19 protein-coding genes are annotated in these 15,211 nt (G+C 64.8%); 10 read left to right on the top strand and 9 right to left on the bottom strand.

Annotated elements, in window-relative coordinates:
* Positions 1-57: 57 nt before the first annotated feature.
* On the top strand, positions 58-777 hold the full coding sequence (locus tag E5221_RS13610) for a TorF family putative porin (protein ID WP_023663023.1): 720 nt from the start codon (positions 58-60) through the stop codon (positions 775-777).
* Here E5221_RS13610 and E5221_RS13605 read toward each other — a convergent pair.
* Positions 774-1,646 (bottom strand): DMT family transporter, encoded by an 873-nt coding sequence (locus E5221_RS13605; protein WP_247847653.1) that lies wholly within the window; start codon positions 1,644-1,646, stop codon positions 774-776. The two genes, E5221_RS13610 and E5221_RS13605, sit on opposite strands and share 4 nt — an antisense overlap.
* Positions 1,647-1,754: 108 nt before the next feature.
* Entirely contained in the window at positions 1,755-2,165 is a 411-nt protein-coding gene (locus E5221_RS13600; RefSeq protein WP_013972490.1) for a RidA family protein, read from the bottom strand.
* Between the two features lie 211 nt (positions 2,166-2,376).
* Between E5221_RS13600 and E5221_RS13595 the strand changes: the two genes are divergently transcribed.
* Complete coding sequence (locus E5221_RS13595; protein ID WP_247847652.1) at positions 2,377-2,700, top strand: hypothetical protein; 324 nt, start codon at positions 2,377-2,379, stop codon at positions 2,698-2,700.
* Positions 2,701-2,744: 44 nt separating this feature from the next.
* Here the strand turns inward: E5221_RS13595 and E5221_RS13590 are convergent, their stop codons facing one another.
* Entirely contained in the window at positions 2,745-2,957 is a 213-nt protein-coding gene (locus E5221_RS13590) for a PLDc N-terminal domain-containing protein (protein WP_013972488.1), read from the bottom strand.
* Between the two features lie 224 nt (positions 2,958-3,181).
* Positions 3,182-3,652, bottom strand: a complete 471-nt coding sequence (locus E5221_RS13585) for a hypothetical protein (RefSeq protein ID WP_013972487.1) — start codon at positions 3,650-3,652, stop codon at positions 3,182-3,184.
* Positions 3,653-3,812: 160 nt separating this feature from the next.
* Here E5221_RS13585 and E5221_RS13580 point away from each other — a divergent pair, with 160 nt between their 5' ends.
* Entirely contained in the window at positions 3,813-4,820 is a 1,008-nt protein-coding gene (locus E5221_RS13580) for a GlxA family transcriptional regulator (RefSeq protein ID WP_013972486.1), read from the top strand.
* A gap of 308 nt (positions 4,821-5,128) precedes the next feature.
* Here the strand turns inward: E5221_RS13580 and E5221_RS13575 are convergent, their stop codons facing one another.
* Together E5221_RS13575 and E5221_RS13570 are read right to left on the bottom strand one after the other, a co-directional pair.
* Entirely contained in the window at positions 5,129-5,875 is a 747-nt protein-coding gene (locus E5221_RS13575) for an anti-sigma factor (RefSeq protein ID WP_247847651.1), read from the bottom strand.
* A complete protein-coding gene (locus tag E5221_RS13570; RefSeq protein WP_013972484.1) occupies positions 5,872-6,393 on the bottom strand; it encodes a sigma-70 family RNA polymerase sigma factor in 522 nt (173 codons plus the stop codon). Before E5221_RS13570 ends, E5221_RS13575 begins: the two co-directional genes overlap by 4 nt.
* 124 nt (positions 6,394-6,517) lie before the next feature.
* Here E5221_RS13570 and E5221_RS13565 point away from each other — a divergent pair, with 124 nt between their 5' ends.
* The 4 genes from E5221_RS13565 (at position 6,518) to E5221_RS13550 (ending at position 10,017) form a co-directional block, all read left to right on the top strand.
* Positions 6,518-7,570, top strand: coding sequence for a catalase family peroxidase (locus E5221_RS13565; RefSeq protein WP_013972483.1), 1,053 nt, complete (start codon positions 6,518-6,520; stop codon positions 7,568-7,570).
* The gene (locus tag E5221_RS13560) at positions 7,567-8,100 is read left to right on the top strand and encodes a cytochrome b (protein ID WP_247847650.1); all 534 of its coding nucleotides are present in this window, start codon (positions 7,567-7,569) and stop codon (positions 8,098-8,100) included. The genes E5221_RS13565 and E5221_RS13560 overlap by 4 nt, the downstream gene beginning before the upstream one ends.
* A gap of 84 nt (positions 8,101-8,184) precedes the next feature.
* Positions 8,185-9,390, top strand: a complete 1,206-nt coding sequence (locus E5221_RS13555; protein ID WP_247847649.1) for an MFS transporter — start codon at positions 8,185-8,187, stop codon at positions 9,388-9,390.
* An 81-nt stretch (positions 9,391-9,471) separates the two neighbouring features.
* Positions 9,472-10,017: a cupin domain-containing protein gene (locus E5221_RS13550; protein ID WP_003248033.1), complete on the top strand. Its 546-nt coding sequence runs from the start codon at positions 9,472-9,474 to the stop codon at positions 10,015-10,017.
* Positions 10,018-10,111: 94 nt separating this feature from the next.
* Here the strand turns inward: E5221_RS13550 and E5221_RS13545 are convergent, their stop codons facing one another.
* Together E5221_RS13545 and E5221_RS13540 are read right to left on the bottom strand one after the other, a co-directional pair.
* Positions 10,112-10,723, bottom strand: a complete 612-nt coding sequence (locus tag E5221_RS13545) for a 2-hydroxychromene-2-carboxylate isomerase (protein WP_247847648.1) — start codon at positions 10,721-10,723, stop codon at positions 10,112-10,114.
* 31 nt (positions 10,724-10,754) lie between these two features.
* Positions 10,755-11,486 (bottom strand): SDR family oxidoreductase, encoded by a 732-nt coding sequence (locus tag E5221_RS13540; RefSeq protein ID WP_013972478.1) that lies wholly within the window; start codon positions 11,484-11,486, stop codon positions 10,755-10,757.
* 89 nt (positions 11,487-11,575) lie between these two features.
* Here E5221_RS13540 and E5221_RS13535 point away from each other — a divergent pair, with 89 nt between their 5' ends.
* Together E5221_RS13535 and E5221_RS13530 are read left to right on the top strand one after the other, a co-directional pair.
* On the top strand, positions 11,576-12,139 hold the full coding sequence (locus E5221_RS13535; RefSeq protein ID WP_247847647.1) for a TetR/AcrR family transcriptional regulator: 564 nt from the start codon (positions 11,576-11,578) through the stop codon (positions 12,137-12,139).
* The gene (locus E5221_RS13530) at positions 12,126-12,719 is read left to right on the top strand and encodes a DUF4157 domain-containing protein (protein WP_043935589.1); all 594 of its coding nucleotides are present in this window, start codon (positions 12,126-12,128) and stop codon (positions 12,717-12,719) included. The genes E5221_RS13535 and E5221_RS13530 overlap by 14 nt, the downstream gene beginning before the upstream one ends.
* A 170-nt stretch (positions 12,720-12,889) precedes the next feature.
* Here E5221_RS13530 and E5221_RS13525 read toward each other — a convergent pair whose 3' ends face one another.
* Positions 12,890-13,882: a bile acid:sodium symporter family protein gene (locus tag E5221_RS13525; protein ID WP_182328813.1), complete on the bottom strand. Its 993-nt coding sequence runs from the start codon at positions 13,880-13,882 to the stop codon at positions 12,890-12,892.
* Positions 13,883-14,001: 119 nt separating this feature from the next.
* Here E5221_RS13525 and ampC point away from each other — a divergent pair, with 119 nt between their 5' ends.
* On the top strand, positions 14,002-15,144 hold the full coding sequence (ampC, locus tag E5221_RS13520; protein ID WP_247847646.1) for a class C beta-lactamase: 1,143 nt from the start codon (positions 14,002-14,004) through the stop codon (positions 15,142-15,144).
* The last annotated feature ends 67 nt before the right edge of the window (positions 15,145-15,211 follow it).

The following is a 15,211-nucleotide window of genomic DNA, read 5'->3' as shown; positions in this document are numbered from 1 at the left end:
CGTTACCTGCACAGGTATGCTTTACCGCTCAACCGCAAGCCTTCCAGGACGGAGACCATGACCAGGCCCCTTCTGTTGCTGAGTGCTGCACTGCTGTTCAGCCCCATGCTGCTGGCCCAACAGATCAAACGCGAACTGGGCGACTTCGACTTTACACTCGGCACCACCCCCTCACGCAGTATGGCCCAGGGGCTGATATCGCCCAGCGCCATCGGTGCGTTCCACGGTGGCCTCGACTTCAGCCACCCCAGCGGCTGGTACCTTGGCCAGTATGCCCCGAGCATGGGCGTGACGCCCGACTCCACCCTGCGGCTGGACAGTTACCTGGGCTACAAGCACCGGTTCGACAGTAGCCTGGGCTACGAGGTGGGGTTGATCCATTATAGTCAGCCAAACGTTGCGGGCCCCGACAGCTATGCCCTGTACGGTGGTGTTTCGGTGCTGGGCAGCCGTTTCGGTGGAGCGCTGCGCGACAATCCCGACAACCGCACCGCCACGCTATTCGCCGACTTCGGCCAACTGCCGCTGTTTGATGTCGACCTGAGCGTCAAGCTCGCCCATCACCGCCTAGGTACGCCATTCACCATTGGTGATGGCAGCGAGGTGAATGCCTTTTCCGATTGGTCGCTGGAACTATCCCGGCCTTGGCTCGGCATCGACCTGAACCTGGTCTACAGCAACTCAAACCTCAGTGGTGGCGGGTGTGATGCGTATTCGGGCATCAACACCTATTGCGACAGCATGGTCACGCTCAAGGCGCAACGCCGTTTCTTTTAACGGCGCGACGCCAGCGCCAGGGCGATACCGCCCAGCACCACCACGCAGGCCACCAGCAAGCGCAACGACAATGGCTCGCCGATCAGGCCAACCCCGCCCAACGCCGCGATCACCGGGACGCTGAGCTGCATGGTCGCCGCCTGCTGCGCGCTGACTTGCCTGACCACGCTGTACCACACGGCATAGCCAGCACCGGACGCCAGCACACCAGAACCCAGCGCATACAGCACGCCGAGCGGGCTCAGGTGCAAGTCGGCGCCCAGCAATAGCATCGGCGCCAGCAGCACCAGACACGGCAGGCTCCGGGTGAAATTGCCGGCAGTGTCGGCCAGCGGCCTGGGTGAACCTTTGCCCAGCAGCGTGTAAACGCCCCAGGCCACGCCAGACAGGGCCATCAGCAAGGCACTGGCAAAAGGTGGCGCCGCAGTACCGGGCAACAGCAGCACCAGCAGGCCGACGAAGGCGATCAACATGCCCAGCAGCATCCGCGCGGTGATTTGTTCGCCTTTGTACCAGGCGAAGCCGAACATGGTGATCTGCACCGCGCCGAACAGCAGCAACGCACCCGCGCCTGCGCCCAGTTGCAGATATGCCGCAGAAAACAGGAATGCATAGAGGAACAGGGCCAAGCCGCCGCGCCAGCTACCCCTCATGGCAAGCGCGGGTTTGCGCAGGCGGATCAACAGCAGCAGGAACAGTGCACCACTGGCCAGGCGCACCACGGTGAAGGAGGCTGGGTCGATGGCCCCATCCTTCAGCGCGAGCCGGCAGAATACCGAGTTGGCAGCGAAGGCCACCAGGCTGAAAAGTGCGGGCCAGACCCAGGCCCGGGCCTTGGGGTTGGTAAGCGTGGTGGTGCCGGTGCTCATGGTGTGGTCACCTTTGAGGTCAATTGTTGTTATAGCGGCCATGCTGGTTGGGCCAGCACCGATATACAACATAGTGTTTATCTGCCGCCACCACCGAATCGCCCGGACCTATACAGCCGCCACTGCCTCGATCTCCACCAGCATGCCGTCCAGCGCCAACCGGGGTACCGGTATCAGCGTGCAGGTCGGTTTCATGCAACGGCCCCAGGCCCTGTCAGCCTCGGCTACCCATTCATGCAGTCGCGTTTCGGAATGCTCGACGATCAGCAGGGTCAGCTTGAACACCTGGGCCAGGCTGGCGCCTTTCGACGCCAGGGCAATCTCAAGGTTGGCCAGTGCCTGGCGCGCCTGCTCGGCGAACAGCGGCGACAGCTGCCCGTTGCGGTCCTCTCCGCCCTGGCCGGCGATGAACAACAGGCGGCTGTCGGCATGAACCTCGGCGACATGAGAGTAGGCATTGCCGCTGGGGTCGTACAGGCCTTCGGGGTTGCTCAGCTGGAACGCGGTTGAATGGCTCACGGTAAACCCTCGATCAGTTGGAAGAGGGACGGAGTATCGAACCTTGAGTTAACTCGAGGTCAAGCATGCATCGTGAAAACGGGCTTGCCTGCGTAGGACGTTTCGCACAGCGCGATGGCTTGCGTGAACCACGCGTTTGTATACGCGGTGGCTGCCAGGCGCTAGATTGCGAGGCCCGGCATGGAGGCCTGCACGTATCAAGGATAAAGCGATGAGCAAATATGATTTTCAGCTGGCTTATACCATCAAGCCCAAAACCGCACGAGATGAAGACGATGCGGCAAAGGCGCGCCTGCACCTGCGCGAAAAAATTGGCCTGGACACCGTCGAACACATTGAAACCACCTTGCTCGGGGTGATCACTCTCAGCAGCACCACGCTCGCAGACCGCAGGCGCGATGCCGAAAAGCGGCTTCACGATTACATCCATGAAGCGCTCAAGCATCTGTGTGTGCTGTCGACCGTGAAGTTCTACGGTTGCCTGATGGTGGACGGGCTGGGGTCAGCCATTCGCTTCGATATCCTGCCCAAGTGAACATCGACGGCCTCAGGCGCCCCCGCGCCTGAGGCCGTTCTCCATCATTTTTCCTGCAGTACCGCCCTGCCCTTCACCGCCCGAGGCCCGCGCCAGGCCCAGAACAGCAAGCCGGGGAACGGTGCGTAGACCACGAAGACGATCCACAGCATCTTCCGCTCGGCGCGCCGGTCACTGCCGATGATGTGCCAGATGGCCCAGATTTCCAGCAGGATCACAAAGGCCGCGACGATGATCCAGATCGTTCCTATTTCCATGAGCGCTCTCCCATTTGGCATGTAATGGGTTGGGTTGCAGAGGCTGCCGAGGGTTCAGATTGATTTGGCTGGCGGCATGGCACCACGGCCCTTTGTAGGAGCGGCCTTGTGTCGCGATGGGCTGCAAAGCAGCCCCCTGCGGTCTTTCGTAGGGCAAAAATCCTGGGGCTGCTGCGCAGCCCATCGCGACACAAGGCCGCTCCTACAGGGAGTAGTGACGGCCCTCAATGCCGTGGTGCAGCCTCCAACGCCGCCTTCAATGCCGGCGCATCGGCAAATGCCCGCTGGCTCACCAGCTTGCCCTGCTCCAGTTGCAACCACTGCACCTGGCCATCCTGCCCTGGATAACGACTGGCCACGCGCCCGTCGCGGTCGAGCAGCACGCGGTAGTTGTAATCGCGCATGGCGGGGATGGCGAACAGCTTGCTGATCAGCGCCGGCATGCGCTGGATGTCGGCAACGAACACCGCATCGCGCGCCTCCAGGTAACCCTTGGGCTGTTCGGCCAACGCCGCCTTCACCAGCTTTGCACCATCCATGTCGCGCGCCACCAGCAGGATGTGCGTGCCGGCGGCGAGGCTATAGGCCTGGTCGTACTGGTCGAGCAGCGTCCACGGGGCGAGCTTGTCGCCCTGCTCCAGGGCATTGGCCAACAATGGCATCAGGCAAAGCAACAGGGCAGCGGCGTACTTCATCAAGGTATCCTCAGTGACAGGAGCATCAGCATAGCGGCAATGGGCCAAGCCAGACAGGTTGCCTGAACACGACCTGGAATACGACACGGCCACCCGGGAGATTGTCTTTCCCCCGGCCACCCGCCACACTCTCAAGGCCAGCCAGGAAGCGGAGTCCAGAGTGCCCACCCCACGCCAGTTCAGCAAGAAGACCAGTACCAGCAACATGCTGCGGCTGAAGTCCACCAGCGCCAATGCCCAAGCCCCCTATCGGGTCGATTTCGTATTGCTCGAACACTTCTCCATGGCCAGCTTCACCGTGGCCATGGACGTTCTGGTCACGGCCAACCTGCTGCGCGCCGACAGCTTTCGATTCACCCCACTGTCGCTTGCAGGCGACCGCGTGCTCAGCGACCTGGGGTTGGAGTTGGTGGCTACCGAGTTATCCGCCGAGGCCCTGAAGGAGTTGGACCTGCTGGTGATCTGCGGCGGCCTGCGCACGCCATTGAAGTACCCCGAGCTTGACCGCCTGCTGGGCGATTGCGCGGCCCACGGCATGGCCCTGGGCGGGTTGTGGAACGGCGCGTGGTTCCTCGGCCGCGCAGGGGTGCTGGACGACTATGGCTGCAGTATCCACCCCGAGCAACGCGCCAGCCTGTCCGAGCGCAGCCCGCAGACGCGGATCACCCCGGCCAGCTTCACTCTCGACCGCGACCGCCTCAGCGCTGCCAGCCCCAATGGTGCCATGGAGCTGATGCTCGGCCTGGTGCGCCGGCTGTATGGCGACGGCCTGGCCGAAGGCGTCGAGGAGATCCTGTCGTTCTCCGGTGCCCGCTATCGTCAGGTCGGCCCGGGCGCGAAGAAGTCCATGAGTTTGCACCTGCGCACAATCGTCGAGCTGATGGAGAACAACCTCGAGGAAACCCTCAGCCTCGACCAGTTGGCCGCCTACAGCGGGCGCTCGCGCCGACAGATCGACCGCCTGTTCCAGGCCCAGTTGGGCACTTCGCCGCGGCGTTACTACATGGAGTTGCGCGTCACCAAAAGCCGCCGCCTACTGCAGTATTCCGACCTGTCGGTGATGGAAGTGGCAGTGGCCTGCGGGTTTGTTTCGGTGTCGCACTTCAGCAAATGCTATGCGGCTTACTTTGGCTACCCGCCGTCGCGTGAGCAGCGGTTGGGCGAGTGAGCAGGGAAAAGTGGCAGGAATGTGTGGCCTGGCGAGGCCTCTTCGCGGGCGCGCCCGCTCTCATAGAACAACACATGACTCATTGGTTCGGCGAGGTCCTGTAGGAGCAGCCTTGTGCTGCGAAGAGGCCGGGGCTGACAAAGCCTGTCTATTGGCTGTACCGGCCTCTTCGCAGCACAAGGCTGCTCCTACAAAGGACGCGTCAGACGAGCGATATTGGTTCTCTGCGCGACAGCGCAGCCCAAAGGGCTGGGCAATCCCCCACAGGATCACCAAAGCATCCACGCGCGATCCCGGCGAGAGCGGGCTCACAAACCCAAGCGCAACGCCTCCCCCACCCCCGCCCCACGCAAATCGTCCACCGCGCTGACCAGAGCAAAGTTGTAGGCCCCATGCGACCAGTACCGCGCCTCCAGCTGCCCGTCCACGCGCTGCCCGTCCGGCATGCGCCGATAATGATCACCTGGTGAGCGCAGGAACAGGCTGATGCGCTGGCCCTTGCCATCCTCGAACACCAGCAATGCCGCCGGCCCCTGCTCGTTGCTTAGCAGGCGCGCGCCCACCGGTTTGAAGCCGTAGCCCGCCAGGTCCGGCAAGTGGCCAACGCGGCTGAAGTGGCGCCCCAGCCAGTCGCGCAACTGGCCTGGGTCGCTGGCCTGGATATCCAACGCCTGGCTACCGGCAAACAAGCGGTGCGCCTGGACGGCATCGGCCATCGGCAGCTCGGCACGCGCCAAGGTCGCATCGCGCACCTGCCAACCTCCCAGGCCACCTATGCCAAACGCCAGCAGCAGCACCGCCGCCGTAGCCCAGCGGCGCTGGCGGCGTTGGCGCACTTGCCTGCGCAACTGCCCCAGGTCCAGCTGCGCCGGCACTTCGCCAAACCCGGCCAGCGCCGTACGCAGGCGGCGGGCGTCGGCACGCCAACCCTCGACCTTGGCCGCAGCCTGCGGGTTGGCCGCCAGCCAGGCTTGAACCTCGGCCCGGCGCGCAGGCTCCAGGCGCTCGTCGACATAAGCGTGCAGTTCGTCTTCGCTGGGGATCAGGCGCGTCATTTCAGTCTCCGCAAGGCCGGGGGCTGGGGGCTGCCCTCGGTCAGTTCGCGCAAGGCATTGCGGGCGCGCGACAGGCGCGACATCACAGTGCCGATAGGGATGCCCAGGGCCTGGGCGGCCTCCTTGTAGCTCAAACCTTCAATGCTGACCAGCAGCAACAACGCACGCTGTTCTGCCGTGAGCCGGGCGAAAGCCTGCAGGTCGGCCTGGGCCAGGACAATGGCCTCGAGGTTGCCACCAACCGGCTCGTCATCGCGCTCGCCGCGGCCGAACCAGGACAGCCATCGCGCGTGCAGGCGCTCGCGGCGCTTTCCGTCGAGGAACAGCCGATAAAGGATGGTGAACAGCCAGGCCCGCAGGGCATCGGCATCACGTTGCTGGTCGCGCCGGCTCAAGGCCCGCTCGACCGTTGCCTGTACCAGGTCGTCGGCGCTGCCCGGCTCGCGGGTCAGCCACACGGCAAAGCGGCGCAGGCGGGCCAGCAGCTCGCGCCACTGGTGGTCGTCCAGATCATGCATGGCAAGGTCCCGGCCTCTGGGGTTGTCAGTGTAAGAGGCAGACGCCTGCGAGGAAAATCTATTCCCGGCAAGGGAATAAGTTTTTCTCTGCGCCGTCGTACCGGCACCTTCACTGAACCGGACAATGACCATGAACTCACCCCTGCACGGCCCGGCCAAGGCCCTGCGCCTGGCCGCCATCGGCGTCGTGATGCTGGGCGCGGGCGCCGCCTTTGCCTATGCCGCCGGCTGGGTTGGCGATACCCGCCTGACCCCACAACGCATCATCGACACCTTCGAAGCCCAAGCCGGGCATTACCCGGGTTACCGTAAGAACCACGCCAAGGGCCTGTGCGTCAGCGGCTACTTCCAGCCCAGCGGGCAGGCCGTCAGCCTGTCCACGGCGCGGGCGTTCAGCCAGCCGCGGGTGCCAGTGATCGGCCGCTTCGCCATCGGCGGCGCCAACCCGTTCGCGCCGGATACCGGCATACCGGTGCGCAGCCTGGCCATCGAGTTGAGCACCGACGACGGGCAAGTCTGGCGTACCGGCATGAACAACCCGCCGGTGCTGGCGGTAAGCACGCCACAAGCCTTCTATGAACAGGTACTGGCGGGGGCACCCGACCCGGCCACCGGCAAACCGGACCCGGGCAAACTGCAGGCGTTTTTCGCCGCCCACCCGGAAAGCGCGGCGTTTCGCCAATGGGCGGCGGGGTACAAGCCCAGCAACAGCTTCGCCAGCACGCAGTACCACAGCATCAACGCCTTCCGCCTGATCGACGCAAGCGGCGCGTCCCACCCCGTGCGTTGGCAACTGGAGCCGCAGACAGCGTTTGCCGCCCTGCCTGCCCAAGTCGATGACAAACAGTTCCTGCAGCACGACCTGCAGCAACGGCTGGCCCAGGCCCCGCTGCGCTGGACGCTGCGCCTGGTACTGGCGGAACCCGGCGATGCAGTGGACGACCCTGCCAGCCCGTGGCCTGCCGACCGACGCAGCGTGGACGCCGGCACGCTGGTACTGGAACAGGTCGACGGCCCCGAGCAAGGGGCCTGCCGCGACATCAACTTCGACCCGCTGATTCTACCCCGGGGCATCCAGGCCTCTGCCGACCCGATTCTCGCCGCCCGTTCGGCCGCCTACTCGGAATCCTTCAACCGCCGCAGCCGCGAATCGCTCGACACCGGAGCCCACCCATGAAAACCGACGCCTTCCACCCCCTCGCCCGCCTGTTGCACTGGCTGATGGCCGTGCTGATCCTGGCCATGTTGTTCATCGGTGTGAGCATGGTCGCCGACCTGTCGCCGCGCCACCCCATGCTGATCGGGTTGCACAAGGCAACCGGCCTGGCCCTGCTGGTGCTGGTGCTGCTGCGCATCGCCGTTCGCCTGGCCCTGCCCCACCCAACCCTGCCGCGCGACCTGCCTGCACTGCAACGCTGGGCCGCCGGGGCTTCGCACCTGGTGCTCTACGGACTGATGCTTGCCATGCCGCTGCTGGGCTGGGCCATGCTATCGGCCGGTGGCTACCCCCGCCCCCTGGGCTTGCCGGCCATTGCCCCCCATGACCTGCAACTGTATGCAGTGCTGCGCCAGGCCCATGGCTGGGCTGGCTACTTGCTGTTCGCCACGGTGCTGGTGCATGTAGGTGCGGCCTTGATGCACGCGTGGGTGCGCCGCGATGGCGTGTTGCGTAGCATGTGGCCTGGCCCGCTGCGCCGCAGCCAATGACGCTCGGCAGGCCGGGGGCTCGACACCGATAACGATTCACAACAAGATCGGCTTTCTATTTGCCGTACCGCCCTGGACTGCCCTATGAATGTCGCAAAGGATCCTGCCACACTCGCACCCGCCAGTACCCTGGACTTGCGCCCCCTGCTGCTGGCCAACATGGCCTGCACCATGTCGATGATGGCCTTCGTCGCCCTGATCGGCCCGATCGCCCGCCAGCTCGGCATGGCCACCTGGCAAGCCGGTGCCGCCGTGACCGTGGCGGGCGTGGTCTGGGTGCTGCTGGCCCGGCCTTGGGGGCGCGCCGCAGACCGTCTGGGCCGTCGGCGCATCCTGCTGCTGGGCAGCGCCGGCTTCACCCTTGCCTACTGGCTGCTGTGCCTGTTCGTAGAAGGTGCGCTGCGCTGGCTACCGGGGGCGACCCTGGCCTTCCTCGGCCTGATGATCGCGCGCGGCTGTATCGGCGCCTTCTATGCTGCCATCCCGGTGGGCTGCAATGCGCTGATCGCCGACCATGTCGAACCGCAACGCCGGGCCCGGGCCATGGCCTCGCTGGGGGCGGCCAACGCCGTCGGCCTGGTGGTGGGGCCGGCGCTGGCAGCGCTGCTGGCGCGGCATAGCCTGAGCCTGCCGTTCCATATCATGTCGCTGCTGCCGGCCAGTGCCTTTCTGGTCCTGCTGTTCACCCTCAAGCCGCAGGCGCTGCCGCACAGCCATGCCCCCAGCCCGGTGCGGCTGAACGACCCGCGCCTGCGTCGGCCCTTGCTGGTGGCGTTCAGCGCCATGCTCAGTGTCACGGTATCGCAGATCATCGTCGGTTTCTTTGCCCTCGACCGCCTGCACCTGGGCCCTGCCGAGGCTGCGCAGGCCGCTGGCATCGCCCTGACCACGGTGGGTGTGGCGCTGATCCTGGCGCAGGTGCTGCTGCGCCAGCTGGAATGGCCGCCGTTGAAGATGATCCGGGTCGGCGCCACGGTTTCGGCCCTGGGCTTTGCCTGCGGCTCGCTGGCCACCACGGCGCCCTGGCTGTGGGCTTGCTACTTTGTCGCGGCGGCGGGCATGGGCTTTGTCTTCCCGGCGTTTTCGGCGCTGGCGGCCAATGCCATGCACGCCTCCGAGCAAGGCGCCACGGCCGGGTCCATCGGTGCTGCGCAGGGCATGGGTGCAGTGATCGGGCCGCTGGCCGGCACCTTGGTATATGCCGTCGATCCTCGCTTGCCATTCCTGGCGGTGGCGGCGCTGTTGCTGCTGGTCGGGTCATGGCCGATGCCGCGCGATCAGCGGGCCTGACAAGCACAGCGCGCAAGCGCGCAGAGTGTGTTTTAATGCGCATCGCTCATTATTATTGACACCTCTGATTACAAGGCGGCTATGGACACGGGGACGCGACTCAAACTGGTGCGTGAACGCAACAACCTCTCCCAACGGGAACTGGCCCGCCGCAGCGGGCTGACCAATTCGACGATCTCGCAGATCGAGCAGAATCGCGTCAGCCCTTCGGTCAGCTCCCTGAAAAAACTGCTCGAAGGCATTCCGATGAGCCTGGCGGAGTTCTTCAGTTTCGACGAGCCGGTGCGCGAAGAGCGCTACGTGTTCCGTGGCGGCGAGCAGCCAGATCTGGGCCGCAACGGCCTGCGCATGCTGCTGGTTGGCGCCAGCGTCGAAGGCCGGCAGATGCGCATGCTGCGTGAACTGTATGCACCGGGTGCCGATTCGGGCGAGCCGATCGTGCATGCCGAGGGTGAGGAGTGTGGCCTGGTCACACGCGGCACCGTCGAGTTGTGGGTCGATGGCCAGGTGAGCGTGCTCAACTCGGGCGACGGTTACTACATCCCCACTACCCTGCCGCACAGTTTCAAGAACATCGGCCCGGACGAGGCCGAAATCATCAGCGCCAACACCCCGGCGAACTTCTGACTGCTTTATGCATTGAGATGGCACCGGCTTTGCCGGTGTTCGCGGCTGAAGCCGCTCCCACAGGAAACGCGCCAACCCTGTGGGAGAGGCGCCTTCAGGTAGGGCTGCCGGCGCCCTGACGCAGGGCCTCTTCGACAAAGTCCAAACGGTCCTGCCCGAAGAACATCTCGTCACCGACAAAACAGGTCGGCGCGCCGAACACCCCGCGCTCCACTGCAGCTTCGGTCGCGTGCCTCAGCGCGGACTTCACCTCGTCGTCACCCGCCAGCGCGCGAAATGCCTGCGGGTCGAAGCCGCCCTGGCTCAGCGTGTCGTCGAGGACGGCGTTGTCGCCCAGGTTGCGGCGCTGAGCAAACAGACCATTGAACAGCACCGCCAGCAACGCCTCGAACCGCTCCGGCGAACGCAGCTGGGTGCCCATTGCCCCACGCATCAGGGTCAAGGTATTGACCGGGAACCCCGGCGGCAACCCGAACGGTACCCCGTAGCGCTCGGCGAAGCGCGCCAGGTCGGTGAACATGTAGCGGCCCTTGGCCGGGATCATCACCGGCGAGGCGTTGCCGGTGGCCTGGAAAACCCCGCCCAGCAGCATCGGCCGGTAACGCAGCGTGGCACCCTGGCGCGCACACAGGCCAGGCAGTTGGGTCCAGGCCAGATAGCTGGCCGGGCTGCCCAGGTCAAAAAAGAAATCGACAGTCTTGTTCATGTGGTTACGGTCCTTGCTCGGTGAAAGGGGCTTACCAACGTTCCATCCAGGGGCGCAGGTCCAGCTCGAAGGTCCAGGCGTCGCGGGGCTGGGCGTGCAGGAACCAGTAGCTGTCGGCGATGTGGGCCGGGTCGAGGATGCCATCCTGGTCCTTGAGGGCGTAGCGCTCGGGGAAAGTGTCACGGATGAAGGCGGTGTCGATGGCCCCGTCAACCACCACGTGGGCGACATGGATGTTCCGCGGCCCTAGCTCGCGCGCCATGCTCTGGGCCAGGGCGCGCAAAGCGTGCTTGGCCCCGGCGAATGCCGCAAAGCCCGCCGCGCCACGAGTGCCAGCGGTGGCGCCGGTGAACAGGATGGTGCCACGCTCGCGCTGGACCATGCGCCGGGCCACCGCCTGGGCGGTGAGGAAACCGGCAAAACAGGCCATCTCCCAAATCTTGAAGTATTTGCGTGGGGTTTCCTCAAGAATGCTACAGGGCACATTGGCACCGATATTGAACACAAACGCTTCGATCGGGCCGATATCACGCTCGATGGTTTCGACCAGCGCCGCCACCTCCTCCTCCTTGCGCGCATCGGAGCCAAACCCGTGGGCCTGGCCGCCGGCAGCACGGATTTCGTCCAGCAGCGGCTGCAACTTGTCAGCCTGGCGCCGGGTAACACAGGCAATGTAGCCCTCGCGGGCAAAGCGCTTGGCGATCTCGCCGCCGGTAGCATCCCCCGCGCCAATCACGAGCACCACTTTTTGTTGTTCTGTCATGCCTGTCTCCATTGGTGAATGATCGTTTAGTAAACGAACGCTATGTTATGATCGCCGCCACCGTCAAGCCCGCCTGCAGAGGCAACTGAATGCGCTACACCAACGAACACAAGCAGCAAACCCGCGAGCGGCTGCTGGCCAGCAGCGGCGCGCTGGCCAAACGCGGGGGCTTTTCCAGCACCGGCGTAGCCGGGCTGATGAAGGCGATCGGCCTGACCGGCGGAGCCTTCTACAACCACTTCCCGTCCAAGGACGACCTGTTCACCGAGGTAGTGCGGCAGGAATTGTGCAACAGCCCGCTGGCGCGCCTGGCAAACCAGGGCGCCAGTCGCGAACGCCTGGGCCGTTGCCTGCAGCAGTACCTGAGCCTGGCCCACCTGCACAATGCCGAAGGTGGCTGCCCGCTGCCGCCATTGGGGGTGGAGATTGCCCGGGCCGAAGCACCCGTGCGCGCCGTGGCCGAGCATTGGCTGGTGGAGCTGCACCAGGCCTGGAGCGCGACCCTGGAAGACAGCGAATTGGCCTGGGTGCTGATCAGCCAGTGCGTCGGTGCCTTGCTGGTCGGGCGCATGCTGGCCACGGAAAGCGTGCAGTCGCAGGTACTGGACGCCAGCCGCCACTTTGTCGAGAAGGCCCTGCATGAAGCGAATTAGTCTACTGCTGGGGCTACTGCTGAGCTTGCCTGCACTCGCCGAACAGGCCTGCCCGCCAGGGCAATACCAGGTGTGCCTGATGGGATGTTTCTGTGCGCCTATCGACCCCGGCCAGGCCGGGCAGATTTTCAAGGACGTGGAAGTACTGGCTTCGTCCAGCCTGACCTACGCCTTGCAGCAGGCCCGCGACGAAGCCACCGCCAGCGGCGTCGAGCCGATCCCGTTGCATATCCGTGCGCAACTCGAACCCTGGTACGACTTTGCCGTGCTCGACGCGGCGCGCTTCCGGGTGGGTGACGAACAGCAGATGAGCGCGGCCAATGCGCTGCTGCAGAACCCCGATGTGAACGCCGTGACGCTGATCGACACGATCATCTTCCGCCGCCCCGCCGATGCCGAGGACAACGTGGCGTTGTGGGCACATGAGCTCAAGCATGTGCAGCAGTATCAGCAGCTGGGTGTAGAAGAGTTCGCCCGGCGCTACACGCGCAACTACGACGACCTGGAAGCGCCGGCCTACAAGATCGAGGCCGAGGTAGGCAAGGCGCTGCGCGAGCGTGGTTCAGGGCAGGCCAGATAATTCCTGGTCATTGCGCGGTCGCCGTGTAGGAGCGGCCTTGTGTCGCGAAAGGGCTGCGCAGCAGCCCCTCGATTTCAGCTTGGAGCAAATATTGCCGGGGCCGCTTTGCGGCCCTTTCGCGACACAAGGCCGCTCCTACATGGCGACCGCATCAGTGGCCAAACCAGGTGTCAGGACGCCGCCGAAGCTTCTTCAGCCACCTGCTCACGGCTGGCATAACGTTGCGCCAGCACTGCACAGACCATCAGCTGAATCTGGTGGAACAGCATCAGCGGCAGGATCATCGCGCCAATGCCACTGCCGACGAACAGCACCTGCGCCATCGGCACCCCGGTAGCCAGGCTCTTCTTCGAACCGGCGAACAGGATGGTAATGCGGTCCTCCAGGTCAAAGCCCAGCAACTTGCCGAGCAGCCGTGTACCGTACAGCACCACTGCCAGCAAAAACCCGCACACGGCAAACAACCCGGCCAGGTGCTGCGGCGATACCGTGTGCCACAGCCCGGTGACCACCGCCTCGCTGAACGCGGTGTAGACCACCAGCAGGATCGAACCCTGGTCCACCACCTTGAGCCAGCGCGCATTGCGCTTGACCCAGGCACCGATCCAGCGCCGGGCGACCTGCCCGGCCACGAACGGCACCAGCAGCTGCAGGGTGATCTTCAGCACCGCATCCAGACCAGAACCAGTATCACCGCTGGCCCCCAGCAACATCATTACCAGCAACGGCGTGAGGAAGATACCCAGCAGGCTGGATGCCGCCGCACTGCAAATGGCCGCCGGAACGTTACCACGCGCCAGCGAAGTGAAGGCGATGGCCGACTGCACGGTAGCCGGCAAGGCACACAGGTAGAGCACGCCCAGGTAAAGTTCGTTGCCCACCAGCGGCACGAACAGTGGCTTGAACGCCAGGCCCAGCAGCGGGAACAGCACGAAGGTGCAGGAGAACACCAGCAAGTGCAGGCGCCAGTGCCCCGCTCCGGCAATGATCGCCTCGCGCGACAGCTTGGCGCCGTGCAGGAAGAACAGCAGGCCGATGGCCAGGTTGGTCAGCCAACCAAAATACACCGCGCCGTCGCCCGAGCAAGGCAGCACGGTGGCAATCAGCACCACCCCGAGCAAGGCCAGGGTGAAATTGTCGAATAACATGCGCAAATACTTCATCACAGTTTCCGTCTTGTCATTGTGCAAGGGCAGACGATAAGGTCTTCGGTTTTTCGCCGCTAACGCCGGAACCCCCACCGGTGTCGCTCAACGGACACGCTCCAGCACAGGACCCGCTCATGCCCCTCTCCCGCCTGGCTGCACTTGCAGCCGCCATCACTCTCACCCTGGGCCACAGTGCCGCCCAGGCCGACGACCAGTTGCAGGCCAAGGTCGACCAGATCATCCGCCCGCTGATGCAGGAGCAAGGCATCACCGGCATGGCCGTGGCTATCTATGCTCGCAACCACGCGCACTACTTCAGCTATGGCGTGGCCAGCAAGGCAGACAATGTGCCGGTCAGCCGCGACACGCTGTTCGAGATCGGCTCGCTGAGCAAGACCTACACCGCCACTTTGGCCGCACTGGCCAGTGCCGAAGGCAAACTGGACCTCGATGCCCCGGCCAAGCGCTATCACCCTGCCCTCGCCGGCTCCCCCATCGGCGACGCAAGCGTGCTGGAACTGGGCGCCTATAGTGCCGACTGCCTGCCGTTGCAGTTCCCGGATGCGGTGCAGACGCCGCCGCAGGTGGTCGATTTCTTCCGTCACTGGCAACCCCGCGCCAAACCCGGCACCCAGCGCTGCTACTCGAACCCCAGCCTGGGCTTGTTCGGTGACCTGGCCGCCCGAGCGCAGCATCAGCCGTTTTCCACGCTGATGAGCGAGGGCCTGCTGAAACAGATGGGCCTGGAAAACACCTATCTGCAGGTCCCGGCCAGCGCCCAGGGGTTGTATGCCCAGGGCTACGACAGTGCCGACAAGCCGGTGCGTGTCGGCCCCGGCCCTTACGCCGACGAAGCCTACGGCATCAAGACCAGCGCCAGCGACCTGCTGCGCTATGTGCGCCTGCACATGCAGCCAGAGGGGCTGCCACCGGCGCTGGCACAAGCCACGGCCATCACCCAGCGGGGCTACTTCCAGGTCGGCGCCATGACCCAGGGCCTGGGCTGGGAGCGTTACCCCTACCCGGTCACGCTGGCCGCACTGATCGATGGCAACGGCCCGCAGCTAATCCGTGAACCGCAGGCAACCACACGCTTGCAACCAGCCGTGCCGCCGCTGTCGGCAGCCTGGTACAACAAGACCGGCTCGACCAATGGCTTCGGCGCCTACGCCGCGTTCGTGCCCGCCGAACAACTGGCCGTGGTGTTGCTGGCCAACCGAAACTACCCGAACGAAGCCCGGGTGCGCGCAGCCTTCGACATTCTCTCCGGGCTGTAGTGCGGGCAGCGATTGTCGAACAAAACGACACAATGTAGTGAGCAAAAATATTCACTACAAAATGGTT

This window comes from Pseudomonas sp. A2, from assembly GCF_023100865.1.
GTDB classification, from domain to species: Bacteria; Pseudomonadota; Gammaproteobacteria; order Pseudomonadales; family Pseudomonadaceae; genus Aquipseudomonas; species Aquipseudomonas asiatica.
Note: the sequence above shows the minus strand (reverse complement) of the source record. Positions and strands in the feature narration are given on the sequence as shown.

Bases quoted from the DNA above. Each gene is read 5' to 3' on its own strand.
- E5221_RS13610 (WP_023663023.1), top strand. From the start codon at position 58: ATGACCAGGCCCCTTCTGTTGCTGAGTGCTGCACTGCTGTTCAGCCCC.
- E5221_RS13605 (WP_247847653.1), bottom strand. From the start codon at position 1,646: ATGAGCACCGGCACCACCACGCTTACCAACCCCAAGGCCCGGGCCTGG.
- E5221_RS13595 (WP_247847652.1), top strand. From the start codon at position 2,377: ATGAGCAAATATGATTTTCAGCTGGCTTATACCATCAAGCCCAAAACC.
- E5221_RS13590 (WP_013972488.1), bottom strand. From the start codon at position 2,957: ATGGAAATAGGAACGATCTGGATCATCGTCGCGGCCTTTGTGATCCTG.
- E5221_RS13585 (WP_013972487.1), bottom strand. From the start codon at position 3,652: ATGAAGTACGCCGCTGCCCTGTTGCTTTGCCTGATGCCATTGTTGGCC.
- E5221_RS13575 (WP_247847651.1), bottom strand. From the start codon at position 5,875: ATGACGCGCCTGATCCCCAGCGAAGACGAACTGCACGCTTATGTCGAC.
- E5221_RS13570 (WP_013972484.1), bottom strand. From the start codon at position 6,393: ATGCATGATCTGGACGACCACCAGTGGCGCGAGCTGCTGGCCCGCCTG.
- E5221_RS13565 (WP_013972483.1), top strand. From the start codon at position 6,518: ATGACCATGAACTCACCCCTGCACGGCCCGGCCAAGGCCCTGCGCCTG.
- E5221_RS13560 (WP_247847650.1), top strand. From the start codon at position 7,567: ATGAAAACCGACGCCTTCCACCCCCTCGCCCGCCTGTTGCACTGGCTG.
- E5221_RS13555 (WP_247847649.1), top strand. From the start codon at position 8,185: ATGAATGTCGCAAAGGATCCTGCCACACTCGCACCCGCCAGTACCCTG.
- E5221_RS13550 (WP_003248033.1), top strand. From the start codon at position 9,472: ATGGACACGGGGACGCGACTCAAACTGGTGCGTGAACGCAACAACCTC.
- E5221_RS13545 (WP_247847648.1), bottom strand. From the start codon at position 10,723: ATGAACAAGACTGTCGATTTCTTTTTTGACCTGGGCAGCCCGGCCAGC.
- E5221_RS13540 (WP_013972478.1), bottom strand. From the start codon at position 11,486: ATGACAGAACAACAAAAAGTGGTGCTCGTGATTGGCGCGGGGGATGCT.
- E5221_RS13535 (WP_247847647.1), top strand. From the start codon at position 11,576: ATGCGCTACACCAACGAACACAAGCAGCAAACCCGCGAGCGGCTGCTG.
- E5221_RS13530 (WP_043935589.1), top strand. From the start codon at position 12,126: ATGAAGCGAATTAGTCTACTGCTGGGGCTACTGCTGAGCTTGCCTGCA.
- E5221_RS13525 (WP_182328813.1), bottom strand. From the start codon at position 13,882: ATGAAGTATTTGCGCATGTTATTCGACAATTTCACCCTGGCCTTGCTC.
- ampC (WP_247847646.1), top strand. From the start codon at position 14,002: ATGCCCCTCTCCCGCCTGGCTGCACTTGCAGCCGCCATCACTCTCACC.